The organism is Kibdelosporangium phytohabitans (assembly GCF_001302585.1).
GTDB classification, from domain to species: domain Bacteria; phylum Actinomycetota; class Actinomycetes; order Mycobacteriales; family Pseudonocardiaceae; genus Kibdelosporangium; species Kibdelosporangium phytohabitans.
Window position 1 is genome coordinate 128,743 of the sequence record NZ_CP012752.1, and the last position, 26,820, is coordinate 155,562.

Here is a 26,820-nt window from a genome sequence, read left to right on the forward strand (position 1 = left end):
CGGTGGGAACGCTCAACCCCGACCTGGGGGCGAGCTACGGCGTGGATGACTTCGGCGAGTTCGTCCAGGCGGCCCTGCCGGGACTGCTGCGCTACGGCCACGCCCTCACCGGCAACCCCCACGACGCGGCGGACCTGGTGCAGACCGTGCTGGAGAAGCTCGGGTCACGGTGGACGCGTGTCGTGCGCAACACCGGTGACCCGCTCGCCTATGCCCGCCGTGCCATGGCCAACACGCACATCAGCAGGTGGCGCCGGACTCGCCGGGAAAACCTGGTCGCCGACCTGCCGGACATCGCGGCCGCGGCGACCCGGGACCGGTTCGACAACGAGCCGCTGTGGCAGGCGCTGCGAGCCCTGCCGAAACGGCAACGTGCGGTAATAGTGCTGCGCTACTACGACGGGCTGTCGGAGGCGGAGATCGCCGCGGCCCTCGGCGTGAGCGCGGGAACCGTGAAGAGCCAGGCGAGCAAGGCGATGGCGAGTCTGCGGACCCGCCTGCGGGCAACGGAAGAAGGGAGGTGCTGAAGATGGACCTCGAAGACGAGCTCAAGCGCCTGTTCAAGGACGAACGCCTGGACGTGCGCGTCGCCCCCGAAGCGGAGTCGAACGTGGTCGCGGGCGCGAGCAGGCTGCGCCGCCGCCGGATGGTGACGATGTCCGCGGCGGGAGTGCTGAGCGCGGCGATGCTGGCGGGCGGCGCGCTCGTGCTGACCCAGTCGAGCCCGCAGTCGAGCGGCGTGGCGACCCAACCGTCATCCGACCTGCCCATCGACAGCACCCAGCCGACCTCCGTCGAGCCGCGCCCGGAATCCACCGCGACAACGGCCCCAGGCCCCTCCCAGTACGTCACCAGTTCACCCAACGCACCCCTGGATCCCCCGGGAACAACGAAAGCGACCGGCCAGCCGCCCACAGCGAGACTGGGCGTGGTCCTCGGACCGACCGGCGACGGCACGATCCGGCTGGGCGACACCCAGAAAGAACTGAGCGCGAGCGGACGAGTCCCGACAACGGTGAAGGAACCGGTCGGCTGCTCGTCCCTCCCGACGAAATCGGCGACAGGAACGGCGTACATCGGCCAAAGCGGGAAAGTGGTCGCCCTCGTCTACCGCGCGGAAGCGACCACCCCGGAGGACATCACGATCGGCTCCCCCGCGGACTCGGTGAAAGCCACGTACCGCGACTTCACCGGCAGCACGGTGTCAGTCCCCGGAAACCCCGGCGCGAAGTACAAATTCACCTTCGCCTCCGGAAAAATCACCAGCATCGCACTGCTGGCGAACCAACAGGACTGCGTCGGTTAACCGATCCGGCAGCGGAGCACCTCAAGACGACTTTCGGGTTGTTCCAGTAGTTCGGGCATGCGCTCGACGGCCTCACCGCCGAGTTCAACGGTCAACGTGCGAGCACGGGAGAACCCGTCGACCTCTACGAGCCACTGCCACCCCAGTACGTCGCGGAGAAGAACGCGGAGCGTGGACGCGTGAGCGAGATCGAGAAAAGGCTCAACCGCGGCGGCAGGGGCATGGCGTGACGCGGCCGGATCCTCTGCCGACGACCCACGTTGTGTCGCGCCGCGGAGTTCGGTGACACCGAGTCGACGGCCGGCGATCCCCGCGCTCGACGCCGGCGGGTACCGCGACAAGCCGTGTGACCTGTTCACCGACGATCAAGCCAGGGCCCTGGGATACGTCAGGACACGGGATCCATCGCCGCGAAGCGAAGTGGCCATCGGACAGCGCGGTCGCACGCACCATAGGCGGCCAGCCCGCGGTCACCTCAGCGCTTGGAAAAGACGAGTGCTGGTTGGTCGTCGGCCTCACCGACGCGCAGAGCGTCGAAACGCGTGTCACGCAGAAGCCGGATGTCGCCTGTGATCAGGCCATCACTGTCGCCGAGGTGATCGTTCGGAAAGCTCGCGAAGTGACCCGGTAGGACAGTCCGATGAGGCCGGACGCCGTCCGGCCTCATCGAGCGATGTCTTACAGCGAGCCGCCTGCGGCGCGAGGGGCACCGGCGTCCGAGCCGCCGTCGCCGACGGACTCGCGGGCCACGAAGGTCTCCACGTCGAACATGTTGCCGTTGCTGCGCTTGACGACGTTGAGCAGCGTGGACATCGAGGAGACTTCCTCGACCTGCTCCTTGAGGAACCACTGCATGAACTGCTCGCCCTTGTAGTCGTCCTCGTCGCGGGCGGCTTTGGCCAGCGCCACGATGTCGTCGGTGACCTGGCGCTCCTGGTTGAGTGCGAGCTCGACCAGTTCGGCTGCCTCGGCGAAGTCGTTGCGGACGTCGTCGACGCCCGGGATGATCACCTTGACGTCGTTGTCCAGCAGGTACTGCACGATCATCATGGCGTGGTTGCGCTCTTCCAGCGCCTGGTGGTAGAAGTGCTTCGCCAGCTGGGGGAGGTCCTGGTCGTCGAACCACACCGCCAGCGCGATGTACTGCTGGGACGCCGTGAACTCGTTGCGGATCTGCTGCTGCAGAAGCTGGTAGAACTTGCTGGTCATATTTCCACGATAACTCGCGCGACCCGCGCGGACCAAATAATGTGGCGTAAAACCAGTCGATTGTGCTGGAATAAGGAAAGCCTAACAGAAATTAAGTCAACCTAATTTCAGGTTAGGCATTCCTAAATTCCTCAGGCCGAGTCGCGGTTGATCGGGCACGACATGCAGCGTGGCCCGCCGCGGCCCGAGCCCAGCTCAGAGCCGCTGATGCGGAGCACCTCGACCCCCGCGTCCTCCAGCCGGGCGTTGGTTTCCACGTTGCGTTCGTAGGCCACGACCACGCCCGGCGCGAGTGCCAAGGTGTTGTTGCCGTCGTCCCATTGCTCGCGCTCGGCTGTGACCGAGTCCAAACCGGTGTCGATGACCCGGAGACGCTCGATTCCCATTGCCTCGGCCGCCGCCGCCAAGAAAGGCACGGGGCCGGAGGCGATGACGCCGCCGGAGTCGTCCGACCGCATCGGGTATGCCACCAATGTGTCCCGCACGGCCGGGTACATCACGACCGCGTCCCGGTCGACCATCGTGCACACGGTGTCCAGGTGCATGGTCGCGCGATCCTGCGCGATCGGAACGGCGAGGACCGTGTGCGCGAGACCGTCGTTGAACGCCGACCGCGCGAGGGATTCCGCGCCCGCCGGTGTGGTGCGTTCGCCCACGCCGATCGCGAGCACGCCGGGCGCGAGCAGCAGGACGTCACCGCCTTCGACCGGGGCCGAGTGCGCGCCGTACGCGCGACCGGACAGCCGGAACCGCGGGTGGTACGCGTACACCAGGTCCAGGACCGACGTTTCACGCACACGAGCGGGCATCGCCAGCGACGCGATCGCGACCCGGTCGCCGATCCAGACCGACGAGTCGCGGCTGAACAGCAGGTTCGGCAGCGGGTCGATGGCGAAGTCGTACGGCGAGTGCATCCGGCGCACCAGGGACGCGCCCTCGGCGACGGGCAGCTCCTCGAAGGTCATCCCCGCCGTCAGCACGTGCGCGAGGGTTTTGGCGTCCACGCTGGACAAATGTGAGCGCAGTGAGTCGGCGAGTTCGTAGCCGAGGCGCCGCTCGTCCACCGCGGTCAGCACGCCGGTTGTCCGCGCGCGCCCGTCCTCCAGCGCCTTGCCGAGCACGTCGGCCAGCAGCATCACTTCGACGCCCCGGCCGCGCAGCACCTCGGCGAACGCGTCGTGCTCCTCCTGCGCGCGGTCCACCCACGGGATACCGTCGAAGAGCAGCTTGTCGTTGTTGCGCGGGGTGAGCCGTTTCAGTTCCGCGCCCGGACGGTGCAGCAGCACCGAACGGAGCGTGCCCACCTCGCTGTCGACGCGGGGCTGTGCCTGGACTTGCACGTCTGTGGTCACGAGAACCCAGCCTAGCCGCTGGCTATGCAAATCGTCGTGCCTGGCCGCCGTTTCTGATCCAAACATGTGGTGGTCACGATAAAAAACAGCGAATCGTTTCGTCAAACGAGCGAATCGTGCGTTATTTGTTGTGCGCCGGATCGGCGGGTATGGTCCCGGGGCGGATCAGCCAAGTCGGGGAGCTGAGTTCATGCGTGCTGTCGTCCTGTGCGCGGCGATAGGGCTGCTGATGGCGGCCGGGTGCGGCGACGGCGACGAGCCGCCGTCGGGGCCCAAGCTGACCATCGGCATCCGGTTCGACCAGCCCGGCCTCGGCGTGCGCACGGCGGACGGCGGATACACCGGTCTCGATGTCGACGTCGCCCAGTACGTCGCGGCGAGGCTGGGGACCGACAAGCGCGCGATCACGTTCGTCGAGGCGCGCCCAGCCGACCGCGAGACCATGCTCGAACAGCACAGGGCCGACATGGTCGTGGCCACGTACTCCATCACCGACACCCGCAAGCAGCGAGTGGACTTCGCCGGCCCCTACTTCGTCGCGGGCCAGAGCTTGTTGGTGCGCAAGACGAACTCGGACATCGACGGTCCGGAGGCGTTGGACGACAGCGACTGGCGGCTCTGCTCGGTGTCCGGGTCGACGCCCGCGGAGAAAGTTCAGGCGACATACGCGAAAAGCGTCACCCTGGCCCGGCGCGGCTCGTACCGCGAATGCGTGGACGCGTTGCTGAAAGGCGAAACAGACGCTGTCACAACGGACGACGTCATCCTCGCGGGATACGCGGCCGAACAGCCGGACAAGCTGAAAGTCGTCGGGAAGCCGTTCTCCGTCGAGCGCTACGGCATCGGTCTGAGCAAAGGGGACAGTCGGCGCGCCAAGGTCACGGACGCGTTGCGCGCCATGGTCACCGACGGCAGCTGGGACCGGTTCGTGCACGAGAGCCTCGGCCGCTCCGGCTACCAGGTCCCGGCGAAGCCGGACGTGGTGGACAGCCCGTGAACCCGACGGCTACGGCCGGGGCAGGTAGCTGCGCAGGAACGCCGACACCCCGCTGGTGATGATCTTGACGACCTCGTCCTGCGGGATGGGCACAGTGCCGTAGAACGTCTGGTGGTTGACGTCGGTGATGGTCAGCAGGGTGAGGTGGGCGGCGGCCCGGTCGGCGTCCGGCAGCACCAGCAGACCGCGTTCGGCGATGCGGCTCAGGTACGGCGCGAGACGCAGGTGCGCCGTCTGCGGGCCCGCGTCGATCCACGCCTTGAGGATCGGCGGGGGGATCCGGGTCGCCTCGGCCTCGATCACGCGGACCAGCGCGAAGTGGTCGGCGAAGGCGCTGACCGCCGCCACCCGGTCCATCGAGAAGTCGATCAGGTCCTGCTCGAGGTCGACGATCTTGCGCAGGTGCCGGTCCATGATCTGCTCGATGGTGGCGGTGACCTCACGCGCCCCCTCCAGCGCCACGGTCAGGAACAACTGCTCCTTGTCGGTGAAGTGGTTGTAGATCGTCCTCTTCGAGACCCCGGCCTCGGCGGCGATCACGTCGACGCCCGCGCGGGTGAACCCGTCGCGGCCGAACACCTTGCGAGCGGCCTGGGTGATCGCCTTGCGCTTCTCGGGTCTGCCGAACCCCTCGTGCTCCTGGCGACCGGCCATCGGCGTCCTTCCCGGTAGGACCTACCGGTGCAGTTTACGCCGCACCCGGGGCGGGACGCCTCAGGGAAGCCAGGAAACCCCGCGCAGCAACGAATAGCCGACGAACGCGACCACGTCGAGCAGCGTGTGGGCGATGACCAGCGGCCACAGCCGGGTCGTCTTCTGCCAGACCCGCCCGAACACGAGTCCCATCACGACATTCCCGACGAACCCGCCGAACCCCTGGTAGAGGTGGTACGACCCCCGCAGCACCGACGAGACCACCAGTGACTTGTTCTCGCCGAACCCGAGTTGCCGCAGCCTGGTGATCAGGTACCCGACCACCAGGACCTCCTCGGCCCACGCGTTGCCCGCCGCCGAGATCGTCAGCGCGATCGGCCGCCACCACGTGTCGGTCAGCGTCGTCGGCATCACCTCGAGGTTGGCGCCGATCGAGTACGCCACCAGGTACAGCCCCAGGCCCGGAATGCCGATCAGCGCGGCCAGGCCGGCGCCCCGCAGCGTGTCGCTGCCGATGAACCGCCGGTCGAGCCCGACGTCCGCGAGCCTGTTGCCCGCGCGCCACAACAGGTACAGCCCGAGCGCGCCCCAGCCGAACAGCTGCGTCGCGCTGAGCAGTTGCCTGAGCAGGTCCAGCAGGTCGAGCTTGGCCTGCGGCACGTTGAGCGCCACGCTCTGGCTCGACAGCGGCTCCGGCCGCAGCAGGGAGTCCACCAGGCTCAGCAGCGAGCGCAAGCCGGACATGCCGAGCGTCACCGTGAACACGACGACCAGCTCGATCTTGATCGAACGGCGCTCGGCCGAGTCGGTCACGACCATCTGATCGCGCTGCGGCGCCAGCCAGGCGCGGAGTCGATTCGCCACGTCCGCACGTTACCGTTGGCCCATGGCTCGACGGATCGCGACGAAAGACAAAGTGGACCGTGCGGCACTGATCGATTTCCTGCGCCCCCGGCACCACACCATCCTGGTCACGCGACGCGCGGACGGCAGCCCGCAGATGTCACCGGTGGCCTGCGGCGTGGACACCGAAGGCCGTGTGGTCATCTCGACCTACCCGCAGCGGGCCAAAGCGGTCAACGCGCGCCGTGACCCGCGTGTTTCGCTGTGCACGCTGTCCGACGACTGGGACGGCCCGTACGTGCAGGTCGACGGGCAGGCCGAGGTGCTGGACATGCCGGACGCCGTCGAACCGCTCGTCGAATACTTCCGGTGCATCGCGGGCGAGCACCCCGACTGGGACGAGTACCGCGCGGCCATGCGTGCCCAGAACAAGAGCCTCATCCGGGTGACGATCGAGCGCTGGGGACCGGTCTGCACCGGCGGGTTCCCGCCCGAGCTGGCCGACTAGGCCGTCAGTACCGCTTCCTGGTTTCGGCGAGGAACGGGCAGCCGACCAGGCGGCGCAGTTCGTTGGCCAGCTCGGCTGTCGTGGTGACGGGCTGCTCGAACGCCAGCCGCACGTCGTGGTCGGCGTCGTCGGCCTCGACACGCAGCCGCAGGCCGAACCGGTCAAGGCCGAGCGGCCGGATGTGCCCGCCGCGCAGCTCGTCCGGCAGGTGGCGGCCCAGCAGCGACACCACGTCGGTGTGCGCGAGTTCCAAGTGCCGCAACCAGTCCGCCTCGTAAGCGCAGAACGGGTCCGGTGTCGCGGCGGTGAAATCCTCCAGCCGCAGCGAATGCGTGCCCTCGGCGTCGGCGAGGACGAGCGAGGCGGGGATGAGCTGCAGCATGGTGGCGCCGTGACCGACGTCGAGCAGACGCGGATCCGGGCGCTCCTCGGCGACCAGCACCGCGGCTCGCCTGGCCTCGTCGTCCGACAGTGCGCGCACCCAGCCGGTGAACCACAGCAGGCCGCGCACGGGCTCCCGCAGCGGCACAGGCGCGGTGTCCGCGAGTTCGAGCATCGCCGCGAGCTCACCCCGTGGCGCCGCCCACGCGGCCTGCACGAACGGGTTGCTCTGGGCGACGAGCACGCTGGCGACGCCGTCCGCGTGCACGTGGTGCGTCAATGGGATGACTTTGCCTGCGCCTTCGGCGGACGGCATCAGTGTGGCCTTGCCCCCGCGCGTGGCGATCGTGCGCGCACGCTCGGCGGGAGTGGGTGTCTCGGTCACCTGTCACCTCCAAGTTAGGGCAGCCTAACTTGAAACGGCGGTTTTTGGGAAGTGCAGGTCACCCGAACCGGGGTGGCCGCGACTTGACCTTGACGCGGGCGTGAATGTTTACGGTCGGCGGACATGGGAGATTTCGACGGCAAAGCCGTGATCGTGACCGGCGGCGGAACAGGCATCGGACGGGCCACCGCGCGGTCCTTCGCAGCTCAAGGCGCGGACGTGCTGGTGGTCGGGCGCACCGCGGCGCGGCTGGACGAGACAGCCGACGGGGCAGGCATCAGGACTCTCGTCGCCGACATCGCGGAACCAGGAGCGGCTGACCACATCGTGGACACCGCTGTCGGGACGTTCGGGCGGCTCGACGTCCTGGTGAACAACGCGGCCATCCTCAAACAGGACGACAACCGCGCCGGAGTGGAGGAAATGCTGGCGACGAACCTGCTGGCACCGCTCTACCTCACCCAAGCCGCGACCCCGCACGTGAGCGTGGTGATCAACGTGACGACGTCGATCGGGCAGCGGGGCTGGCCAGTCCCGGGCGGGACGGTCTACGGCGCCGCGAAAATGGCACTGGAGTCGTTGACCCGCAGCTGGGCGGTGCACCTCGCGCCGAAGGGGATCCGGGTCGCAGCCGTCGCGCCCGGACCGATCGACACGCCGATGCCCGAACACCAGGGACTCCGCCCGGCTGAAGTCGATGCGTTGCGGGACAAGATGGTCGGATACGTACCGCTGGGCAGGATCGGCCGGCCCGAGGAAGTGGCGTTCTGGATCGTCCAGCTCGCCAGGCCGGAGGCGGCGTTCACATCCGGCGTGGTGCTGCCGGTCGACGGTGCGGCCGTGGTCGGATAACCCGTGCGGATCGGACAGTTGGCGAAGCGGACAGGCGTGACAACCAGGGCGCTCCGATTCTACGAAGAGCAAGGTTTGCTGACCTCACGGCGAATGGCCAACGGTTACCGCGACTACGACGAGATCGCCGTCACCCGCGTCACCAACATCCGATACCTGCTGGACGCCGGGCTGACCTTGGAGGACGTCCACGCTTTCCAGGTCTGCCTCGATGGAGACATGGCGAACGCACGCATAGGCACGGCCGTGGCCGAGGTGGCCCGGCGACGCCTTGCCGTGCTGGACAAGCGCATCGCCGATCTTGTCGCCGTACGAGACCACCTCGCCAGCCAACTGGTCATGGCAGGCCCCACGGCGCCGACGAGTCGCCGGGCACCGGCGAAACACTGAAGTCAGGCCGATCACCTGCCGGATGGACGAACGCCTCACCGCCGCGGGCGAGTCCGATCTCGACCCTACCGGGGCTGACCAGGCGGTGGGGGAGATCCCGGCCAGAGGAATCCCGGACAACGACGTCACCCGCGATGTCGTGCCGGATCACGCAGGGCGCACCCGCTTCGCTGCGCACACGCAGCCAGCGGGTCCTCCCACCGACCCGGGACGCGCTCAGCAGGAACGCGCCCTGGGTACGGAAGTTCCCGATCGCCACATCCGGCCACGGCACGGCAGGCAGGACCCTGATGACGTCACCCCAGCTCTGGCAGAGCATGTCGTGCACGGACTGCGCCGCGGACAGCGGTGTTTCGATGACCGGCCCGGACTCCTTGTACATGGTGTTCGGCTGGACGAACCTGCGCAGCAGTTCGCCCAGGTAGAAGGCGGCCTTGGCGCCGCGGAGCATCTGCGCGGAGATCGAGGCCGCGCCGGTGAAGCTGTAGCCCTGCAGCGCGCCTTCGAAGCTGATCCAGTGGTTCAGCGACTTCTCGATCAGCGCCCGGTTTTCCGGCTTCTCCCAGGTGACCTCGTACAGCGGATACACCTGCAGCAGGTGTGAGTAGTGCCGGTGCGACTTCGCGAACGGCACCCCGGCGCCGATCATGTAACCGTTGGCATCGACGGCGTACGGCGTGAGCGTGGCCAGCACATCACGCCAGCGCGCCGCGAGCGGGTCGTGGGGCGCGGTCGCCAGCAACGTCGCGCAACCCCAACGGATCAGCGCCAAGTCGTACGTGCAGTCGGCGGCGTTCTCGCCGTACTCCGGGGAGAACGTGAACGGCAGGTGCAGCTTGCCGTCAGAACCGCGCGTGAGGAAATGCAGGTAGTAGTTGATCGCGCCGCGCAGCAACGGCAACAGCACGTCGTACAGGATCCGCTGATCCATGGTGTGCCGATAGGACAGCCACACGTTGTGCAGCGCCCACGTGAGGTTGCCGACCTCGGGCGTCGGCGAGGCCTGGCCCGGAATCCCCAGTGCGAAGCCGGAAGTACCCGCGCCTGCGCCGTTGAGCAGGTTCATGTCGGTCGTGCGCGGGATGCCGTACGAACCGGCGCGATAAGGGGCTGCGACCTGGTCGCGGAGGTTCTGCCGGAACCTGTCCAGCGCGTACGTGACCGCGTCGAGCTCGAGGTGGTTGGAGCCGTGGATCAGCCAGTACTCCAGCTGCACGTTGAGGTTCCACCAGGTCGCGGGCCACGGCGTGGGTTCCAGCCACGGACCGCACGTGGCCATCACCGGCGCGCCCCCGCGCGCGGCAGCCGCGACCTTGTAGAGCTGGATCCAGTAGAACGACTGAAGCCGCGAGTCCGAAATGGACATAAAACTCCGCCGGTAGTAGTCGTGCCACCAGTCCTGGTGCTCACGAACCAGCGACGACAGCGGGCCGACCGTCCGCACGGCACGCCGTGCGCTCGCGACAGCGGTTTTCGACGGATGCGACCACACGACGGACGTGTACAGAGTCCGCGTGGAACCGCGCGTGACCTCCCGCCACGCCGTGACGTGCTCACCGCCGGCGAGCAGCGGCTGAACAGCGAGTTCGACATCGCCGCTGCTGTGCAGCTGAGCGGGAGGGTTCTCGGTGTATCCGGCGGGCGGCGGCTTGCCGAACACGGGATCGGCCCGCGGGCTGACGGCTCTGGCCGGGTGGAAAGCCCACCTGAAGGCGCGTTCGCCCGCGGAGGGCGTGACCTCGACGACGAGCAACGACCGGACACTGTGGACAACCGCTCGTATGCCCATGCTGCCCGCGGAGGTCGTCAGCGTCCCGCGTAACTCGGCGTTCCACAGGTCAAGGCGCCAGTCCAGCGCGGTGATGGTGCCGACGGGTTCGAGGGTGAAGTACCCGATCGGCAGCCTGGCCAGGCCGAACAACGACCCGAACTCCGGCCGGTGGTCCTGCACCTGCGAGTGCTGGACGTTGAAGCGGATGGCGTTGCGGCCGGGCTCGGCGTAGATGCCGGAACCGAGGAAGCCGTTGCCGAGGAACGGGCCGTCGTACCAGGTCTTGGGAACCCGCCGCCAGATCAGGTCCGAACCGGCGAGAAACCGAGCCCAGTCAACGCCGGCCGACTGTGCCCAGGCCGGTGACTGGGCCTGGGTGAACGCGGCACCCGCGAAGCCGGCCAGCGCGCCGGAGAGAATCGTTCGTCGGTTGAGGTCGGCCACTCTGCCACCTACCCGGGTCAGCTATACCTCCGATGTTTCCTCGAACCTAGGAGGTGATCAAGCGGCAAGTCAAGCCCTGGAAGCGTTTGTAAATCGACGATGATCGGACCTATTTCCGGCTAAGCTCACCCCATGCTCACCGGAGCCCACCTGCTCGCCTTCATGGGCGTGGTCCTGCTGGCAGCGATGTCGCCCGGACCGGATTTCGTCATCGTCACCCGCCACGCGGCCATCTCCGGCAAACGCGCGGGCATGGCAGCCGGACTCGGCATCGCAGGCGGTGTCTTCGTCTGGGCACTGGTCGCCGCGCTCGGCGTAGCCAGCCTCCTCGCCGCCTCAGCGATTGCCTACACAGTCGTGAAACTCATCGGCGCCGCCTACCTCGCCTACCTCGGCGTCAAAGCACTGATCGGAGCCTGGCGCCGAGGCGAACGCGTCCAGCTCGACGCCCGACTACCCCCGGCCCGCCCACTGGTGGCCTTCCGGCAGGGCCTGATCACCAACCTCCTGAACCCCAAGTGCGCGGTGTTCTTCGTAGCCCTGATGCCCCAATTCCTCCCCGGAACCCCCACCCTGACCGACACACTGATGCTGTCGGCAGTGACAGTGCTCATCACCATCACGTGGTTCACGGTGCTGGCGAACCTCGTCGGACTCCTGAAGACCTTCTTCACATCCCCCAAGGTCCGCAAAGCCATGGACACGGTCACCGGCACGATCCTGATCGCCTTCGGTCTCAAGATCGCCACAGACTGACAAGAAGACCGCTTCGAAAGCGGATCTTGCTGAACGAGCTGGCGTCCCTCTGCTCACACATAGGTTGGCAACCTGGCCGCGCTGCCAACGTGCGACAGCACCAAAACCTGCTCGCAGAAGGTGGTCGGGCGGCCTGCCGAGACGTAGCAGATGCCGCACCCTCACCGGCACGGATTCTGATCACCTTCGGCCCCAAGATCGCCATGGACAGGCAAAATGCGCAGCTAAAACCTACTGTGGCCCACCGGACCTGCTCGCCCAGGCCCGACCGGGCGGCAAAGGCCACCGGATCCATTCCAGAGCGGATCTGTTGGCGTTGCTGAACGAACTGGCATCCGACTCCGCGCCGAAGGGATCATCGCCAAATCCAGTTGTCCACAACCCACCGGTAACCCGCCCACCCAGCTCTCACCCCGATAGACTGGAACCGGGGTCGCCCCCCTGGGAGTGGCGGGGGATGTTCGGGCAAGGGGATGACGAGCCTTTTACGTTTGTGGTTGGCGTTGACGATGGTTTCCGGGTTGCTACGCGGCGGAGTGAACATGTGGTTTGTGCCGGTGTGAGGCTGTTTACGCGGCTGGGAGGTGAACTTTGGCCGGGGTGGGGTGGTCGTTGAGATCAGCAATCAGTCGACTGGGTACTGTCCGGATCCCGCGTCGTGGCAGGCGGCCGAGAACGTGTTGGAGCGTGCGGGGATTGGGCATCCGGGCGGTTTCACTCATCAGGTTGTTTTCACCGCTGCGTGAGTTGTGCCGAGGTCAACATCGTGCGGGATGGGTTCTGTGTCTTCTGTGACGATAACCTTTCTGCGGATTGGAATGTGACGGGTTGATGCCTGTGCTCGGGAGCCGTGTGAGTGGTCAGGGCCCGATCCTCGGTTGTGGCGCGCAGGCATGCATCGTCTGGTGGGCAGTGCGAGGCGACTCAGGTGTCGTGGCCCGGCTCTGCGGCGGCGGTCGGCCTGGGAGGACCGGTAGCTGATTTGGATGTTGGCGCGGCCAGAGTCCGAGTGGTGTGGGCCATGGGAGACCGGCTGCAGCCGCGTACCTGGGAGCTGCTGGTGCCGAGGTGTCCGTGCAGCTCTGCGAACCGGCCGCGGTCGTCATCTGGCTTCGCGGACGGCCCCTGTGTGTTGCGGTTATGCGGCAGGTTTGAAGAAGCATCACGTTCCGGCACCGTCCAGGAGGGCAGTTTTGTGCGTGGCTCGGCCGTCAGCCGACCTCGTATGTCTCGTCCAGGCCGAGGTGGCGTCTGTTCGACGAGCTGACCGTTGGGCGCTGCGGCGGCAGGTGTTCAACGTGGAGTCTGTGGCGCGAGCATTGGTCGTGGTCAGCGCCGGGTGTCACGGGCCGGACTTGGCTGCTGTCGGGGCGGAACACGCGCGAGCCGTCGAGTGGTGCCGGGGTTCAGGGCGTGCGCTGTGCCCAGGTTTCTGTGAGCCAGTCGAGGGCTTCGGGGGCGTGGTTGAGTACGGAGATGTGGCCGTCGCCGGGGGTGCGGCGGAGTTCGGCCGTGGGGCAGTGGGCGGCGAGCCAGGCGCTGTGGGATGCGGGGATCATGCGGTCTTCTTCGCCGTGGAGCAGGAGCATGGGGGCCGTGATCCTCGCTGGGTCGCAGGCCCAGGGGGTGACGTAGGCGAGGTCGTCGTCGATCAGGCCGGCGGGGCCCGCGGCGATGGCGCGGTCGACCACGTCGCCCAGCCAGGACTGCGAGCCGGACAACGCTTCGAAGTCGGCGGGTGTGAACACGTCGGGATCGAACTCGGCTGAGGCCTCGTACTTCTCCTTGGCTTCACGTCCGGCTGCCGCCGCCCCCAGTGAGGCCGCGCTTGCGGTGGCCATTGCCTCGAACCAGGCGAACTCCGCTGCGTCGAAGGGCGCCACGGTGGCCAACGCGGCGACGGCGACCACTCGGTCAGTGAGTTGGGCGGCGCAGGCGACGGCGTGCGAGCCGCCGCCTGAGTGCCCCATGACGGCGAACCTGTCGATGTTCAGGGCGTCTGCGACTGCGCTGACCAACTCGGCTGCGGAGCCGACGGTTCGTCCTGCCTGGGGAGTTGAGGTGCCGTAGGCGGGCCGGTCATAGGAGACCCAGCGGATGTCCGGGCGCAGCAGCGGGGCGGGCGGTGTGCCCATGTTCGGGGTGCCGTGGTGCCAGAACACCGTGTGTCGCGCCGGGCCTGTGTCGTAGACGTGCAGACGTTGTCCGCCGGGCAGTTCCAGGTCCATTTCGTTCATTTGCCGATGGCCATGCCTTCCTGTTCCGCCCACGCCGCCACGTCTTCTCGGCGGAGAGCTGTCGCCAGCAAGTCGGGGAAAGCGTCCGGGGTGCAGGCGAAGGACGGGGCGCCGATGGCTGACAGTTGCGCGGCGAGTTCGTGATCGTATGCGGGTTTGCCGCTGTCGGACAGCGCGAGGAGGACCACGACCATGACTCCGCTGGCGACCATTTCCCGGACACGGCGTTGGAGCTCCGCCGCCACGCCGCCTTCGAAGAGGTCGCTGATCAGGACGACCACTGTGTCCGCTGGGCGGCGGATGTGCTGCTGGGCGTACGCCACCGCGCGGTTGATGTCCGTGCCGCCGCCGAGCTGGGTGGAGAACAGCAGGTCGACCGGGTCGTCCAAGGTTTCCGTCATGTCGACGACCTCGGTGTCGAAGACGATCAGCCGGGTGTCGACCGCGCGCAGCGAGGCCAGCGTCGCGCCGAAGACGGCCGAGTACACCACGGACTCGGCCATCGAGCCGGACTGGTCGACCAGCAGGATCACGTCCCGCAGCGCCGCGCTGCGGGACTGGCGGTGCGAGCCGATCAGGCTTTCCACCACGAGCGTGCGCTGGTCGGGCTGGTAGTGCCGGAGGTTCGCCTTGATCGTCGCCGACCAGTCCACATCGGACATGCGGGGTCGCCTGGTCCGGCGGGAGCGGTCGATCGCCCCCGTCACCGCGGCGATCAGCCGGTCGGCCAGCTTGCGTTCGATCTCCTCGACCACCTGGCGGACCACCGCTCGCGCGGTTTCCCTTGTCCGGGCCGGGATCGCGTGCGACAACGACACCAATGTGCCGACCAGGTTCACGTCCGGCTCGACCGACGACAGCAATTCCGGTTCGAGCAGCAACTTGGTCAGGCCCAGGCGTTCGACGGCGTCGCGTTGCATGACCTGCACGACGGACTTCGGGAAGTACGTCCGCACGTCACCGAGCCAGCGGTGCAGCTTCGGCGAACTCGCGCCGAGCCCAGCACCGCGTTTGCCATCGCCGTCGCCGCCGTACAACGCGGTCAACGCGCTGTCGCGGCGGGCGTCGTCGTCGCTCAGGCCGCCGAGTTGGTCGGCTTCGGGGCCGAGCAGCAGCCGCCATCGGCGCAGGCGTTCTTCGGTCATACCCCTGCCCTCTCGTACAAGCCGCGGACGAATTCGACGAGTCGTTCGGTGCGGTCCGGGTCGCCGTCGTCGACGACCAGCACGGCCGTTCCACCGCCCTGGCCGACGCGTTCGGCCAGCGTTCGGCGTTCAGGCGCGGAAAAGCTGGAGATCGCCCGCCGCAGCAACGGCAACGCGTCCTCGAAGGCCTCGGTCGGCAGCCCGGTCAGCCATTCGTCGACCAGGCCGAGCAGCCGTGGGTCGGCGGCGAGCCGGACGGCTGAGCCACGCAGGAAGCCCGCGACGAACGACGTGCCACCGGCGGCGACCGACACGGCCCGTTGCATACGGATCGCGACGGCCTCAGTGTCCAGACGGTCGTCTTCCCACAACAACCGTGTTGCCCGCCCGACTGGCAGACCGTGCGCCGACGGGTCCGTGCGGACTAGCCGGTGTAATGCCTCCCACCAGCCCGCTGAGTGCTCCTCGTCCGCGGCGACGATGACCGCCTCATGCGCCTTGTCCAATGTCGACAAAGCGATTTCGGCGGTGGCGTCGTCGATTCCGTGACACGCCAACGGCAACCCGGCGGACCCACGAGCGAGCAACCCGTGCATGGCGGCCCTGAGCAGTTCCGGATCGGTGCCGCGCACGGATCCGTATCGGACAGTCCCAGCCAACGCGGGCAACGCCTGCAACAACTCGAGCGCGTCCGTCGCCGCAGCGGCGCAACGGTCGAGCGCGGCACGCGCGGCGGTGACAGCGCTGACAAGCTCACACGCGACCGCCTCACGCAGCACCTCAGCAGCCGCTGCGACTGTCTCGGCGGACTTGGCCCGCTCCAACAGCACGTGCTCCGCCGCACCCTCCACAGTGGCGCCGTGACGAGCCGCGGCGGCGACCGCGACAGCCAGACCAGGATCCCACTGGACTGTCCACGCCTCGGCGAACGTGCCGAGCGTGGTCGTCTCGTCAGGCTCGCCCCAGCGCACGTCCAGCACGTGCAACTGGCGCAACAACCGCGACCGGCCACGGTCGATGTCCCGGCGCAGGTCCAGCCGCATGCTCTTCCCGGCCGCGTTCGCGGGCAACCGCAACTTGCGCTGCAACCGCTCCAGGTCCGTCGCCAGCGGCGACCGGGGCACGCCGTCACCGACCGAACCCAGCTCCTCGCCGACAACGAGCTTCTCGTGGACGATCCGCAGCCCGACATCGTCGCCGCCGCACAGCACCGCCAACACGGCCTCGCTGACCTCGGACAACCCCGGCGACGGTCGGCCACGCAACGCGGCGAGCGTGTCCGCCAGCCGCACAGCTTCCACAGCGCTCGCGGTGGACGCGGGCAGCCCTTCCTCACGCAACACGTGCGAAGTGCGCGCCATCCAACGCGGGATCGTGTCGTTCGGGAACTCCCACAAGTGGGCGTACCAGCCCGGCGACGCCACACCCGCGCCATAACCGGAAGTCGCGGCGAGGCGGCCATGGCTCCACGGCACCCAGCTACCCGCGATCTTGCTCTTCTGCAGACCTTTGACCAGGTCCGCATCCGCCTTGGCGGCGGGCAACGAGCGCAGAGCGGGCACGTGCCACGCGCCGCAGACCACGACGATCGGGCCGTCGTACTCGGTTAGCGCCTTGCGCAACACCTGGCGCATCCACGCCTCCCGCTGCAGCGTCCGCTGGTCGACGGTGTCCGCGAACTCCTCCCGCAACGCGGTCATGGCTTCGGCGATCGCGTTGGCTAGCTGCGTGGGTTCCGAGCTGGAGTGCTCGACCACGTCCTCCCACCAGCGCTCCGGATCGTCGAACCCGGCCGCTTCGGCGAGCACTCCGAGCGGGTCGACCACCACCCGGTCGACGTCCTCCGCGTCCGGCTCGCGCGACAGCGAGATCCCGGCGGGCAGGTCGGCGAAACGCACGTCCACGTTGTTCCGCGCGCCCCACGTCAGCGCCTGCCACTCGGGCGAGAACCGCGCGAACGGCCAGAACGCGGCGTTCGAGGGGTCTGCCGCGTCGTGCAGCAGCAACGCCACCGGTGGGACGAGCTCGTCCACGTGTTTGACCAGGGCGTCTGCGTCCGGCGGGCCTTCCACCAGGACGAGCTGCGGGCGTACGGCCTCGAGCGCGGCACGGACCATGCGTGCCGAGCCTGGGCCGTGGTGCCGGATGCCGACCAACGTCACCCGGTCGGGGATGGGTTTCATCAAGCCGGGTCCAGTTCCCGGCATGCCCGGTAGAGGTCACGCCATTCTTTGCGCTCCTTGACCACTGCTTCGAGATATTCCTGCCAGGCCACGGTGTCCGACACCCTGTCCTTGATCACCGCGCCGAGCAGGCCAGCGGCCAGCTCGTCGGCACCCAGGCTGCCGTCGCCGAAGTGCGCGGCCAGCGCCATCCCGCTCGTCACGACCGAGATCGCCTCCGCCGTCGACAGGCTGCCGCTCGGCTTCTTGACCTGCGTGCGGCCGTCGACCGTGGTGCCGTTGCGCAGTTCGCGGAAGATCCGCACGACCCGGCGGACCTCGTCCAGCGCGGGCGGTTCGGACGGCAGCTCCAGCGCCCGTCCCAACTGGGCGGCGCGCTGGCTGACGATCTCCACCTCGGCGTCCTCGGTGGCCGGTGGCGGCAGCACGACGGTGTTGAAGCGGCGGGCGAGCGCGGAGGACATCTGGTTCACGCCGCGGTCGCGGTCGTTGGCCGTGGCGATCAGCGTGAAGCCCGGCACGGCCTGGAACTGCGTGTTCAGTTCGGGCACCGGCAGCGCCTTCTCGGACAGGATCGTGATCAGCGAGTCCTGCACCTCGGCTGGCATCCGGCTGAGCTCCTCGACACGGGCGACAGCACCGGTCTGCATCGCGCGCAGCACCGGGCTGGGCACCAGTGCGGCCTCGCTGGGCCCCTCGGCGATCAGCCGCGCGTAGTTCCAGCCGTAACGGACCGATTCCTCACTCGTGCCCGCCGTGCCCTGCACGATCAGCGTCGAGTCACCGCTGATCGCCGCCGCGAGGTGCTCCGACAGCCACGACTTGGCCGTTCCGGGCACACCGACGAGCAGCAACGCGCGGTCGGTCACCAACGTGCTCACCGCGACCTCGACCAGTCGCCGGTCGCCGACGTACTTGGGCGTGATCGCGGTTCCGTCGGGCAGCGTGCCCCCGAGGACGTAACGCACGACGGCCTGCGGGGAGAGCTTCCACTTCGGGGGGCGCGGCTTGTCGTCGGTCGCGACCAGCGCGGCCAGTTCTTCGGCGTACTGCGTTTCCGCACTGGGACGCAGCACAGTCGGTGTGGTCACGGGTTTCCGCTCCGTTCGATTTCCTCATGAAGTTCGGTTCGCAGCCGCAAGACGAGTTCTTCGGCGCCGTGCACCGGCCAGCGGGCGGCTATCCGCGGCCAGTGGTCGTGCAGGACGCGCAGGTCCCCGCGGCGTAACAGGGCTTCGGGCGGGCGGCCGACGCGCCAGCCGCGGTCGGCCAGTTCGGCGAAGCGCTCCAGCACGACCCTGGTCACGTCCGGGTGCCACGGTGAGGGGAGCAGGCCGCAGAAGTAGTCGAGCTCGTTGGCGTCCCACGAGCCGGCGAGCTTGATCAACACGCGGGCCAGCGTGGGCGACGGCAGTTTGTCCAACGCGTCGAGCAGCGCTGTCGAGCTGATCGTGGACGCCAGATCGGTCAGCCACGGCACCGGGTCGTTCGCCGCACCGAGATTCTCCGCGACGCCTTGCAGCAGCGCGGTTCCCCACGTGCTCAGGCGGAGCCTGCGCGGCGCTTTCGGGCCGAGCCAGTCCAGCCAGAAGTCCGGCGAGACGCTGGCGGAGTCCGCTTTCAGCCGCGCCGATCCGGTGCGGCGGACGGGCGAGTCGCGCAGTTCGTCACGATCGGGCTCCTGCTCGTACGGGCCGTCCGGGTGCAGGTCGACTGTGTCTTCGAGCAGGCCGTCGCGCAGGCGCTGCTCGGCTCGTTTGGACAGTGCGGAGCCGGGCAGCCTGCGCAGCAACGCGACGGCTTCCTCACGGACGTTGGTGGACCGGTCGTCGAGCGCCTGCTCAAGGATCGGTTCGTCGTCGGCTGACAGGCCCTCGGCCAGGGCGGCGATCAGGAGCTTGCGGTCCTCGACGCGGCGCAGTTCGGGCCAGTGCTCGGCGATGTACGCACGGAACCGCGCGGGATCCTGCCTACGGGCCGCGACCAGGCGCGCTTTGCGTTGCACGGGCGAGAGGTCCAGCGCGTCCTCGATGTCGATGGGGCCGTCGAGATCCTCCTGACCCGCCGCCCACGCCCAGCCGGCCCGGCGCTGCGCGAGCCACCGGCCCCGCGACCCGAGCGCGGGCAGAACAGCGTCCCGCACAACGGATCGGGCTGTCGCGGCGGCGAGGATGTCCGGCAGTTGGCGATACGGGACCACGAGGTTCGCGCGGTCGAGCGCGAGACAGCACTCGCGCAGCATCTCGTTGTCCTCCGTGGCCATGACCTGGCTGAAGATCGCGCCGACCCGGGCGGACGCCTCGGCCCGGTTGTCCTCCGGCGCGGGCGGGATCGGCTCGGCGTTGGCTTCCGGCGCGATCCGGGAACCACGCCTGGCCAGGCCGTACGCGGCGCAGTCGGCCAGCGTCCGCTCCGGCTCCGCGGAGCCGATCACGACTTTCTGGGTGATCTCCGGCCAGCTCATGACACGACCTCCGGAGCACCGCCGGGCTCGGCGACCGCGCCGAGCTTGACCGACCAGCCATCCCACAACCCGATGGCGTCGAAGGGAAGACCGCCGTGGATGGCGAGCGCGCGGTCGGCGGCGACATCGTCGACGACCGGCAACGCGCGACCGTCGGCATCGACCGCGACGAGCCCCTCGGCGAGGCGGATCTGCTTGCAGGTCAACGGATGCAGTCGTTGCCACGGATCACGCCGGAGCAACGGCTCCAGACCCGCCAACGCGCCGGTCCACGTCTCGGACAGGTCGATCGGGCGGGCCGCGGTGGACGGATCGCGGTCACCGACCGCCATCCGGCGCGGCGCACCGGCGGGATACGGATGCAGATCGCCGACGAACTCGCCGTTGGGCAACGCCGGCCCGGGAATCGCTCCACCCGCCGCATGCCGGACGACCGTCACCCATTCACGCCGCTCACGGCCCCACACCCATTGCCGCGTTGTCCGAACGCGACCGTCGTCCTCGTCCTTGCGCAGGAGGACAACCCACGTGTCACGCCAACCCGGTGCGTCGCGGACCTCCTGTTCGGTGACGGTGTAACCGAGCCGCATCCGGATGACGTCGTTGAGCTCGGGAGGCGGGTTGGCCGCGAGCGTGGCGAGCAGGTGCAGCCCACCCAAGCGGTCCGCGGCCCGCTCGGTCCAGTTCGCGCCACCGGAGAAGACGACCGCCGCCAGGTCTTCCAGCGCCCCGGCCAGCCCAGGGGCCTGCGCGTCGACCATCCGCCGCATGATCGCCTCCCACCAGGCGCGGTCGCGCCCGGCGAGTTCGGCGACGCCCCGGCGGGCGACGTCGGCGAGCCACTCCCGCAGCCCGGCGACCCCGCCCTGCACGGCGAGGTCCCGCGCCTCAACGGTTTTCGCCCGCTGCGCGGCCCGCCGCTCGACCGCCTCGGGGGAGTCGTCCACCGGCTTCGGCGTCTTGCGGACCTCGCGGCGGTGCTGCCACTCGCCGACCCACTCGGGCGCGGTGGCCGCCGGGGCGCCGCCACGGGCGTGCATGACCTGGACGGCCACGGCGTGCTTGCACGGGAACTTCCTTGACGGACAGGAACACTTGGTCGCCCGGTCGGTCAGGTCGACGCACACCTGGTACGGCTTTTTGCCGCTGCCTTTGCACAAGCCCCAGAGAGCGTGCTCGTCGTACCCGAGCTCGCTCCAGTTGCCAGGCGCCGCCAAGCGGGCCGCGCTGCTCGCGACCTGCTTGTCCGGCGCCATGGCGAGGACTGCGTCGACATCCATTTCGGCGGGACCCCCAAAAAGTCTCGATCTCACAAGAGACTCTAGGGCCACCCACCGACAGTTCCGATCGCCGCAGGTCAGCGGTTGATCATGGCGTACGGGCGGCGCCCGCCCGCTTCGGCCAAGTGGAGCACCTGCTCGCGCATCACATCGGGACCGCCGACCGGCCGGACCGACTCGGCTTCGTCGATCATCGTGGTGAAGCGCAGAGGAGCCACCGCGGAAGTGAGCCGTTTCCGCTGAGCACTCGTTCCTCATACGTCCGGACGTCGTCGCGGATATGGTGGACGCTCAGCTCATAAACCAATGGCGGGAAACCCGTTCCGGGAAAAAGCATATTCGAACATTGCGCCGGGATACTCGGATCATGAACGCTCAGCTCTTCACGCTCACCAAGGCCGACGACCCCAACGAGGTTTACGCGTGGGGAATGCAGATCACGACGGCCGACGACACCGAAGCCGTCGTCTACCGCCGTGATCCCGTGTCCCAGCGAGCCATGTTCGGCGTGCACGACTCAGCCGAAGCCGCGCTGGCGCGCTACGGCTCCGCCCACGATCTCGCTCTGCAGTGGGAGGTCTAGCTCCAGTCCGGTCCTCGCCGCGCCCAGCTCCACGCGTAACGCGGGTCCTCGCACGCCTCGGCGCCCTCGCCCAGCTCCAACGGCCGGAACGTGTCGACCATGACTGCGGTCTCGTCGAACTTCTCCGCGCCGAGGGACGCCTCGACGGCGCCGGGCTGCGGGCCGTGGGTGCATCCGGACGGGTGCAGCGACAACGAGCCCAAGCCGATTCCGGAGCCCTTACGGGCCTCGTAGTTTCCGCCGACGTAGAACATCAGCTCATCCGAGTCGACATTCGCGTGGTTGTACGGCACAGGCACGGACAAGGGGTGGTAATCCACCTTGCGCGGGCAGAACGAGCACACCACGAAGTTCGGGCCTTCGAAAGTCTGGTGCACGGGCGGCGGCTGGTGCACGCGGCCCGTGATCGGCTCGAAGTCACGGATGTTGAACGCCCACGGGTACAACGCGCCGTCCCAGCCGACCACGTCGAACGGGTGGTTGGCGTAGGTGAACTTCGTGACGCCCGCGCGGTGGCGCACGAACACGTCCACGTCCGTCCCGTCGACCAGCAGCGGCTCGGTCGGACCGCGCAGGTCGCGCTCGCAGTACGGCGAGTGCTCGAGGAACTGGCCTTTCGCGCTCAGGTAGCGCTTGGGCGGGCCGATGTGGCCGGTCGCCTCCAGGACCAGCAGCCTGAGGTCCTCGCCGGGAACCACCCGATAGGTGCACGACGTCGGGATCACCACGTAGTCGCCGTCACCGACGGCCAGCGGGCCGTAGATCGTCTCGATGACCGCGCTGCCCGTCTGCACGTACAGCAGCTCGTCACCGGCCGCGTTGCGGTACAGCGGGGACGGCTGGGTCGCCGCGACGAAGCAGATCTTCACGTCGGCGTTGCCGAACAGCAGCCTGCGCCCGGTCACCGCGTCCACCTCGGTGGGGGAGTCCCACTTCAGCTCCTGCGATTTGAAGTGCCTCGGCTTCAGCGGCAGGTTCGGGGTGGTCGCGCGCTCGTCGGCCACCTGGACCGCGTCGACGATCGCCGTCGGCAGGTGGCGGTGGTAGAGCAGCGCCGAATCACTGGAGAACCCCTCGACGCCCATCAGCTCTTCGGCGTAGAGCGACCCGTCCGGTGCGCGGAACTGGGTGTGCCTCTTTCGGGGGATCTCACCCACGCTTCGGTAGTAAGGCATGGCCTCTCCTGTGTCCGGATAGCGGACATTTTTGTTCAGTTGCCGGTACGCTACTAGCGTGTCAGCCGTGTCAAGCGCAGTCGAACTCCCGCCGCCCGGCCCTCGAGGTGTTCCGCCCCTGCTCGCGAGGCTTGTCGACGACGCCGCCCTGTTCCCTCCAGGCAACGCAGCGATGCCCGACGCGATCGCCGCGCACCTGGAGATGCGGTCGTCGAACCGGGCCGCCGTGATGGGTCTCTTCCTGTGTCCGGCGTCCCGGTTGCCGGAGCTGATCACCGAGCTGATCAAGGCCCGGCCGGTCAAGCCCGTCGCACTGTCCCTGGTCATCGACACCGGCCTCGGTGGCGTGCCCAAGGCGCTGTCCATCGTCGAATCGCGCACCGAGCTGCTCGCGCTGCGGATGGTCGAGATGCCGGCCCCGTCCGACGTCGACGACCAGTGGCTCGAGCGGGTCTCCGAGTTCGTGCCGGAGGACGTCATCCGCGTCATCGAGCCGCGCCGCGGCGGGCCGGACTGGCTGGAGAGCATCCGCAAGGTCGCCGAACACGGCAGCTGGCCCAAGCTGCGCTGCGGCGGGCTGAGCCAGCAGGCCTTCCCGACCGTCGACGAGATCTCCGACTTCATGTCGGTGGTCAGCGCGGGCGGCGTGTCGTTCAAGGCAACCGCCGGTCTGCACAACGCGGTCCGGCACACTGACGAAGAGACCGGATTCACCCACCACGGCTTCCTCAACCTGCTCGTGGCGACCGCCCGGTCGCTGGCCGGCGGGGACGTCCGCGAGGCGCTCACCAGCACGGACTCCGAGGCGCTCGCCAAGGAGGCAGCCGAGCTGTCCGAGGCGGCGTCGCACGCGGTCCGCGGTGTCTTCGCGTCCTACGGCTCGTGCTCGCTGGCCGAGCCGGTCGCCGACTTGGAACAACTGGGGTTGCTGTGACGTGGGTGCAGGACGAGGCCTTCAGTGCCGACCAGCCGTTCGGTCCGCAGACGCTGCCGTACGGCGTCGTGGACGGCCAGATCGCGGTGCGGCTGGGCGACCAGGCGTTGCCGTTGCGGCCGATCGCGTCGTCGTTCGGTGAGCACGCCGACCTGGTCGCCGCCGACTCGCTGAACCCGCTGCTGGCCGCGGGCAGGCAGGCGTGGACCGACGTGCGGGCGCGGTTGATCGAGCTCACCCAGGCCTCGGCCGCGCCGAAGGGCGCCGCGCTCGTGCCGCTCGGCGAGCCGGTCCTGCCGTTCACGGTCGCCGACTACGTGGACTTCTACTCGTCGAAGAACCACGCGGAGAACGTCGGCCGGATCTTCCGGCCGAACGACGACCCGTTGCTGCCCAACTGGACTCACCTGCCTGTGGGCTACCACGGCCGCGCCGGGACAGTCGTCGTGTCGGGCACGCCCGTCGTACGGCCGCACGGTCAGCGACGCGGCCAGCAAGGGCCGTCGTTCGGGCCGTCGCAGCGGCTGGACATCGAGGCCGAGGTCGGGTTCGTCTGCGGTGGCCCCGTCACCGGCCGCGTGCCGGTGTCGTCCGCCGCGGACCACGTGTTCGGCGTGGTGCTCGTCAACGACTGGTCCGCGCGTGACATCCAGGCGTGGGAGTACCAGCCGCTCGGGCCGTTCCTGGGCAAATCGTTCGCCACCTCGGTGTCCGCGTGGGTCACCCCGCTGGACGCGTTCTCGGCCGCTCGCGTGCACACCCCGCCGCGCACGCACCCGGTGCTGGACTACCTCGTCGAGGACCAGCCGTGGGGTCTTGAACTGCTGCTCCAGGTCGAGTGGAACGACTCGATCGTGTCCCGGCCGCGGTTCGCGGACATGTTCTACTCGTTCGCCCAGCAACTGGCGCACATGACCGTCAACGGCGCGACCGTGCGGCCGGGCGACCTGTTCGCGTCCGGCACGGTGTCCGGTCCGGAACGCGACCAGCTGGGCTGCTTCCTCGAGATGACCTGGGGCGGCCGGGACAAGATCACACTGCTCGGCGGCGAGCAGCGAACGTTCCTGGAGGACGACGACACCGTGCGGATCACCGCGACGGCGCCGGGCCCGGACGGCTCGGTCGTCGGGCTCGCGGAGGTCGTCGGCACTGTGTCACCCGCGTCATGACCTCGCCAGGCGTGCACGGCAAAGAGAGCTCCCTGACGCTCGACCGGGGGCTGGCGCTGCTGCAGGCGGTCGCCGACTCCGAGTCGGAAGCGCCGACCATCAGCGACCTCGCCACCGCGATCGGCGCCAGCCGCGCGGCGGTGTACCGGCTCCTCGTGCCACTCCAGGCACGCGGGTTGGTGCGCAGGGAGGGCTCGCGTGTACGCCTGGGCTTGGGTCTGTTGCGGTTGTCAGCGCGTGTCCTGCCGCAGTTGCGGCACGCCGCCTTGCCCGCGTTGCGTGAACTCGCCGAGTCGATCGGCGCGACCGCGCACCTGACGGTCGCCGACGGCGATGAAGCACAGGCCGTCGCCGTCGTGGAGCCGTCGTGGACGGCGTATCACGTGGCCTACCGCGTCGGGACGCGTCACTCGCTGCACAAAGGCGCGTCCGGCAAGGCAATCCTGCTGCCGTTCGAAGGCCCCGAGTGGGTGTCGACGGCCGGTGAGCTGCAAGCCGGGGCGTTCGGCATAGCCGCGCCCGTGCGGGGCGTGTCCGGGCTGCGGGCCAGCGTCGGCGTGGTCACTTTTGAACGTCTGCACGCGGAGGTTGTGGGGCCTCAGGTTGTGCGGACTGCCGCCGAAGTCGCGGCTGCGTTGCGATGACGGCGGGCACGGCCGCCGCTGAGATCATCGCGAGCGTCAACCACAACGGGCCCGTACCAAGCGCCAGGAGGCCCGTCAGCAGCCCGGGGCCGAGGGCAACGGAAACACCCCACGAAAGCTGGAACAGGGCGCTGGCGCGGCCCTGAGCCTCTTTTGGCGCCGCGTCGGCGGCAGCCGCCGTGCTGAGCGGGCTGAACAAGCACTCGGCCAGCGACATCACAGCGCTCGTCGCGATGATCACGGGGATGGCCGGGAAGATCGCGAGCGCGGTGAAGCTGACCGCGAACAGCCCGGCGGCGGCGACCATGCCCCGGCCGCGCGGGAACCGTTCCGCGATCCGCAGCACCGGCTCCTGCACGACGATGTAGACGACGGTCCCCGTGATCATGGCGGCGGCCACGACCCACTGCGGCTCACGCAACTCGTTGATGACCACGAGCGGCAGCACCGTGTACTTGCCGACGCTGGCCAGGCAGAACAGGATCTGAGTGGCGCAGATGGCCACGTAGCGCCGGTCACGCAGGACGATCGGCCAGCCCGCCTTCGCCGTCGTCTCACGCGCCCCCGTCCTGATCCCGAGCAGGACCACAGCCGCCAGCCCGAGCAGCGCGGCAGTGGCGTAGTTCACCACGTTGTAGATCGCCGGATCCGCGGTGTCGGGCATGATCCCGATCAGCGCCGACCCGAGCCCGAACCCGGCGAACCGGCCGATCGACTGACGGCCGAGCAGCCGCTCCAGATCCCGCTCGCCCTTGCTCACCGCCTTGGCGAACGGCGCGTTCGACGTCCAGAAAAGACGGTCGCCGACGCTGATCACGGTCGCGACGACAACGGCCTCCCACACCGTGCCGGTGTGCGGGTAGTAGAGAAAACCGGCCAGCCGGACGACATTGGACGCGATCACCAGCTTCGCCGGACCGATCCGGTCGAGCAGCACACCGATGGCCGGGCCGGTCGTGACACCGATCAGCCCGCCGGCCGTGAGACTCATCCCGGCCGCCGTTTCCGTCATGTGCTGGGCGTTGACCAGGAACAACAACGCGAACGGCGGCCACACACCGCTGGCCGTCGAGTCGATGATGGACGCGATCGCGAACCGCGTGCGCACGAGTGACACCCCCACAGGACTTAGGTCCCGACGATAGGGGACTGCCGCAC

The 26,820-nt window shown here is 68.7% G+C and carries 25 protein-coding genes and 1 pseudogene; 11 read left to right on the top strand and 15 right to left on the bottom strand.

The window, feature by feature from the left end:
* Window positions 1–2 precede the first annotated feature (2 nt).
* Both AOZ06_RS00615 and AOZ06_RS00620 read left to right on the top strand, forming a co-directional pair.
* Window positions 3–527, top strand: coding sequence for a SigE family RNA polymerase sigma factor (locus AOZ06_RS00615; RefSeq protein WP_054296321.1), 525 nt, complete (start codon window positions 3–5; stop codon window positions 525–527).
* A gap of 2 nt (window positions 528–529) precedes the next feature.
* Window positions 530–1,306 (top strand): superantigen-like protein SSL4, encoded by a 777-nt coding sequence (locus AOZ06_RS00620; RefSeq protein ID WP_157232742.1) that lies wholly within the window; start codon window positions 530–532, stop codon window positions 1,304–1,306.
* A gap of 678 nt (window positions 1,307–1,984) precedes the next feature.
* Here AOZ06_RS00620 and AOZ06_RS00625 read toward each other — a convergent pair.
* Both AOZ06_RS00625 and AOZ06_RS00630 read right to left on the bottom strand, forming a co-directional pair.
* Window positions 1,985–2,515 (bottom strand): ferritin, encoded by a 531-nt coding sequence (locus AOZ06_RS00625; protein WP_054287608.1) that lies wholly within the window; start codon window positions 2,513–2,515, stop codon window positions 1,985–1,987.
* 131 nt (window positions 2,516–2,646) lie between these two features.
* Window positions 2,647–3,867 carry an arginine deiminase gene (locus tag AOZ06_RS00630; protein WP_054287609.1) on the bottom strand — a complete coding sequence of 407 codons (1,221 nt, stop codon included), beginning with the start codon at window positions 3,865–3,867 and terminating at the stop codon, window positions 2,647–2,649.
* Window positions 3,868–4,057: 190 nt separating this feature from the next.
* On the opposite strand from AOZ06_RS00630, the gene AOZ06_RS00635 reads away from it, so the two are divergent.
* Window positions 4,058–4,864, top strand: coding sequence for a glutamate ABC transporter substrate-binding protein (locus tag AOZ06_RS00635; RefSeq protein WP_054287610.1), 807 nt, complete (start codon window positions 4,058–4,060; stop codon window positions 4,862–4,864).
* A gap of 9 nt (window positions 4,865–4,873) precedes the next feature.
* Here the strand turns inward: AOZ06_RS00635 and AOZ06_RS00640 are convergent, their stop codons facing one another.
* On the bottom strand, window positions 4,874–5,518 hold the full coding sequence (locus AOZ06_RS00640) for a TetR/AcrR family transcriptional regulator (RefSeq protein ID WP_054287611.1): 645 nt from the start codon (window positions 5,516–5,518) through the stop codon (window positions 4,874–4,876).
* Window positions 5,519–5,578: 60 nt separating this feature from the next.
* Window positions 5,579–6,337 (bottom strand): CPBP family intramembrane glutamic endopeptidase, encoded by a 759-nt coding sequence (locus tag AOZ06_RS00645; protein ID WP_054296322.1) that lies wholly within the window; start codon window positions 6,335–6,337, stop codon window positions 5,579–5,581.
* 67 nt (window positions 6,338–6,404) lie between these two features.
* Here AOZ06_RS00645 and AOZ06_RS00650 point away from each other — a divergent pair, with 67 nt between their 5' ends.
* On the top strand, window positions 6,405–6,869 hold the full coding sequence (locus AOZ06_RS00650; protein ID WP_054287612.1) for a PPOX class F420-dependent oxidoreductase: 465 nt from the start codon (window positions 6,405–6,407) through the stop codon (window positions 6,867–6,869).
* A 4-nt stretch (window positions 6,870–6,873) separates the two neighbouring features.
* On the opposite strand, the gene AOZ06_RS00655 is transcribed toward AOZ06_RS00650, so the two are convergent.
* Window positions 6,874–7,635, bottom strand: coding sequence for a DUF2470 domain-containing protein (locus tag AOZ06_RS00655; RefSeq protein WP_054287613.1), 762 nt, complete (start codon window positions 7,633–7,635; stop codon window positions 6,874–6,876).
* A 123-nt stretch (window positions 7,636–7,758) separates the two neighbouring features.
* Here AOZ06_RS00655 and AOZ06_RS00660 point away from each other — a divergent pair, with 123 nt between their 5' ends.
* Together AOZ06_RS00660 and AOZ06_RS00665 are read left to right on the top strand one after the other, a co-directional pair.
* Window positions 7,759–8,487 (top strand): SDR family NAD(P)-dependent oxidoreductase, encoded by a 729-nt coding sequence (locus AOZ06_RS00660; protein WP_054287614.1) that lies wholly within the window; start codon window positions 7,759–7,761, stop codon window positions 8,485–8,487.
* A gap of 3 nt (window positions 8,488–8,490) precedes the next feature.
* Window positions 8,491–8,877 (top strand): MerR family transcriptional regulator, encoded by a 387-nt coding sequence (locus tag AOZ06_RS00665; protein ID WP_054287615.1) that lies wholly within the window; start codon window positions 8,491–8,493, stop codon window positions 8,875–8,877.
* On the opposite strand, the gene AOZ06_RS00670 is transcribed toward AOZ06_RS00665, so the two are convergent.
* Complete coding sequence (locus tag AOZ06_RS00670) at window positions 8,825–11,092, bottom strand: glycosyl hydrolase family 95 catalytic domain-containing protein (protein WP_054287616.1); 2,268 nt, start codon at window positions 11,090–11,092, stop codon at window positions 8,825–8,827. The genes AOZ06_RS00665 and AOZ06_RS00670 overlap by 53 nt on opposite strands.
* Before the next feature lie 132 nt (window positions 11,093–11,224).
* Between AOZ06_RS00670 and AOZ06_RS00675 the strand changes: the two genes are divergently transcribed.
* Window positions 11,225–11,848: a LysE family translocator gene (locus tag AOZ06_RS00675; protein WP_054287617.1), complete on the top strand. Its 624-nt coding sequence runs from the start codon at window positions 11,225–11,227 to the stop codon at window positions 11,846–11,848.
* Between the two features lie 1,406 nt (window positions 11,849–13,254).
* Here AOZ06_RS00675 and AOZ06_RS00680 read toward each other — a convergent pair.
* From AOZ06_RS00680 to AOZ06_RS55725, 7 genes and pseudogenes are all read right to left on the bottom strand, one after another.
* Window positions 13,255–14,085, bottom strand: coding sequence for an alpha/beta fold hydrolase (locus tag AOZ06_RS00680; RefSeq protein WP_054287618.1), 831 nt, complete (start codon window positions 14,083–14,085; stop codon window positions 13,255–13,257).
* Window positions 14,082–15,230, bottom strand: coding sequence for a VWA domain-containing protein (locus AOZ06_RS00685; protein ID WP_054287619.1), 1,149 nt, complete (start codon window positions 15,228–15,230; stop codon window positions 14,082–14,084). Before AOZ06_RS00685 ends, AOZ06_RS00680 begins: the two co-directional genes overlap by 4 nt.
* A complete protein-coding gene (locus AOZ06_RS00690; protein ID WP_054287620.1) occupies window positions 15,227–17,413 on the bottom strand; it encodes a DUF5682 family protein in 2,187 nt (728 codons plus the stop codon). Before AOZ06_RS00690 ends, AOZ06_RS00685 begins: the two co-directional genes overlap by 4 nt.
* Complete coding sequence (locus AOZ06_RS00695) at window positions 17,413–18,504, bottom strand: ATP-binding protein (protein ID WP_054287621.1); 1,092 nt, start codon at window positions 18,502–18,504, stop codon at window positions 17,413–17,415. Before AOZ06_RS00695 ends, AOZ06_RS00690 begins: the two co-directional genes overlap by 1 nt.
* Window positions 18,501–19,877, bottom strand: coding sequence for a DUF5691 domain-containing protein (locus tag AOZ06_RS00700; RefSeq protein ID WP_054287622.1), 1,377 nt, complete (start codon window positions 19,875–19,877; stop codon window positions 18,501–18,503). The genes AOZ06_RS00695 and AOZ06_RS00700 overlap by 4 nt, the downstream gene beginning before the upstream one ends.
* Complete coding sequence (locus tag AOZ06_RS00705) at window positions 19,874–21,157, bottom strand: SWIM zinc finger family protein (protein WP_054287623.1); 1,284 nt, start codon at window positions 21,155–21,157, stop codon at window positions 19,874–19,876. Before AOZ06_RS00705 ends, AOZ06_RS00700 begins: the two co-directional genes overlap by 4 nt.
* A 77-nt stretch (window positions 21,158–21,234) precedes the next feature.
* Window positions 21,235–21,390 (bottom strand): annotated as a pseudogene (locus AOZ06_RS55725) (Scr1 family TA system antitoxin-like transcriptional regulator); the annotation flags it as partial.
* Window positions 21,391–21,524: 134 nt separating this feature from the next.
* On the opposite strand from AOZ06_RS55725, the gene AOZ06_RS00710 reads away from it, so the two are divergent.
* A complete protein-coding gene (locus tag AOZ06_RS00710; RefSeq protein ID WP_054287624.1) occupies window positions 21,525–21,740 on the top strand; it encodes a hypothetical protein in 216 nt (71 codons plus the stop codon).
* Here AOZ06_RS00710 and AOZ06_RS00715 read toward each other — a convergent pair.
* The gene (locus AOZ06_RS00715; protein WP_054287625.1) at window positions 21,737–22,915 is read right to left on the bottom strand and encodes a homogentisate 1,2-dioxygenase; all 1,179 of its coding nucleotides are present in this window, start codon (window positions 22,913–22,915) and stop codon (window positions 21,737–21,739) included. The genes AOZ06_RS00710 and AOZ06_RS00715 overlap by 4 nt on opposite strands.
* A gap of 67 nt (window positions 22,916–22,982) precedes the next feature.
* On the opposite strand from AOZ06_RS00715, the gene AOZ06_RS00720 reads away from it, so the two are divergent.
* The 3 genes from AOZ06_RS00720 to AOZ06_RS00730 are packed head-to-tail and all read left to right on the top strand — an operon-like array spanning window position 22,983 to window position 25,662.
* Complete coding sequence (locus AOZ06_RS00720) at window positions 22,983–23,849, top strand: hypothetical protein (protein ID WP_265736663.1); 867 nt, start codon at window positions 22,983–22,985, stop codon at window positions 23,847–23,849.
* Window positions 23,846–25,018 carry a fumarylacetoacetase gene (fahA, locus tag AOZ06_RS00725; RefSeq protein ID WP_054287627.1) on the top strand — a complete coding sequence of 391 codons (1,173 nt, stop codon included), beginning with the start codon at window positions 23,846–23,848 and terminating at the stop codon, window positions 25,016–25,018. Before AOZ06_RS00720 ends, fahA begins: the two co-directional genes overlap by 4 nt.
* Window positions 25,015–25,662, top strand: coding sequence for an IclR family transcriptional regulator (locus tag AOZ06_RS00730; protein WP_054287628.1), 648 nt, complete (start codon window positions 25,015–25,017; stop codon window positions 25,660–25,662). Before fahA ends, AOZ06_RS00730 begins: the two co-directional genes overlap by 4 nt.
* On the opposite strand, the gene AOZ06_RS00735 is transcribed toward AOZ06_RS00730, so the two are convergent.
* Complete coding sequence (locus AOZ06_RS00735; RefSeq protein WP_169798831.1) at window positions 25,580–26,770, bottom strand: MFS transporter; 1,191 nt, start codon at window positions 26,768–26,770, stop codon at window positions 25,580–25,582. The genes AOZ06_RS00730 and AOZ06_RS00735 overlap by 83 nt on opposite strands.
* Window positions 26,771–26,820: the final 50 nt, after the last annotated feature.

Coding starts and splice junctions, on each gene's coding strand:
- AOZ06_RS00620 (WP_157232742.1), top strand. CDS start 530: ATGGACCTCGAAGACGAGCTCAAGCGCCTGTTCAAGGACGAACGCCTG.
- AOZ06_RS00625 (WP_054287608.1), bottom strand. CDS start 2,515: ATGACCAGCAAGTTCTACCAGCTTCTGCAGCAGCAGATCCGCAACGAG.
- AOZ06_RS00635 (WP_054287610.1), top strand. CDS start 4,058: ATGCGTGCTGTCGTCCTGTGCGCGGCGATAGGGCTGCTGATGGCGGCC.
- AOZ06_RS00640 (WP_054287611.1), bottom strand. CDS start 5,518: ATGGCCGGTCGCCAGGAGCACGAGGGGTTCGGCAGACCCGAGAAGCGC.
- AOZ06_RS00645 (WP_054296322.1), bottom strand. CDS start 6,337: ATGGTCGTGACCGACTCGGCCGAGCGCCGTTCGATCAAGATCGAGCTG.
- AOZ06_RS00650 (WP_054287612.1), top strand. CDS start 6,405: ATGGCTCGACGGATCGCGACGAAAGACAAAGTGGACCGTGCGGCACTG.
- AOZ06_RS00660 (WP_054287614.1), top strand. CDS start 7,759: ATGGGAGATTTCGACGGCAAAGCCGTGATCGTGACCGGCGGCGGAACA.
- AOZ06_RS00675 (WP_054287617.1), top strand. CDS start 11,225: ATGCTCACCGGAGCCCACCTGCTCGCCTTCATGGGCGTGGTCCTGCTG.
- AOZ06_RS00680 (WP_054287618.1), bottom strand. CDS start 14,085: ATGAACGAAATGGACCTGGAACTGCCCGGCGGACAACGTCTGCACGTC.
- AOZ06_RS00685 (WP_054287619.1), bottom strand. CDS start 15,230: ATGACCGAAGAACGCCTGCGCCGATGGCGGCTGCTGCTCGGCCCCGAA.
- AOZ06_RS00690 (WP_054287620.1), bottom strand. CDS start 17,413: ATGAAACCCATCCCCGACCGGGTGACGTTGGTCGGCATCCGGCACCAC.
- AOZ06_RS00700 (WP_054287622.1), bottom strand. CDS start 19,877: ATGAGCTGGCCGGAGATCACCCAGAAAGTCGTGATCGGCTCCGCGGAG.
- AOZ06_RS00705 (WP_054287623.1), bottom strand. CDS start 21,157: ATGGATGTCGACGCAGTCCTCGCCATGGCGCCGGACAAGCAGGTCGCG.
- AOZ06_RS00710 (WP_054287624.1), top strand. CDS start 21,525: ATGAACGCTCAGCTCTTCACGCTCACCAAGGCCGACGACCCCAACGAG.
- AOZ06_RS00715 (WP_054287625.1), bottom strand. CDS start 22,915: ATGCCTTACTACCGAAGCGTGGGTGAGATCCCCCGAAAGAGGCACACC.
- AOZ06_RS00730 (WP_054287628.1), top strand. CDS start 25,015: ATGACCTCGCCAGGCGTGCACGGCAAAGAGAGCTCCCTGACGCTCGAC.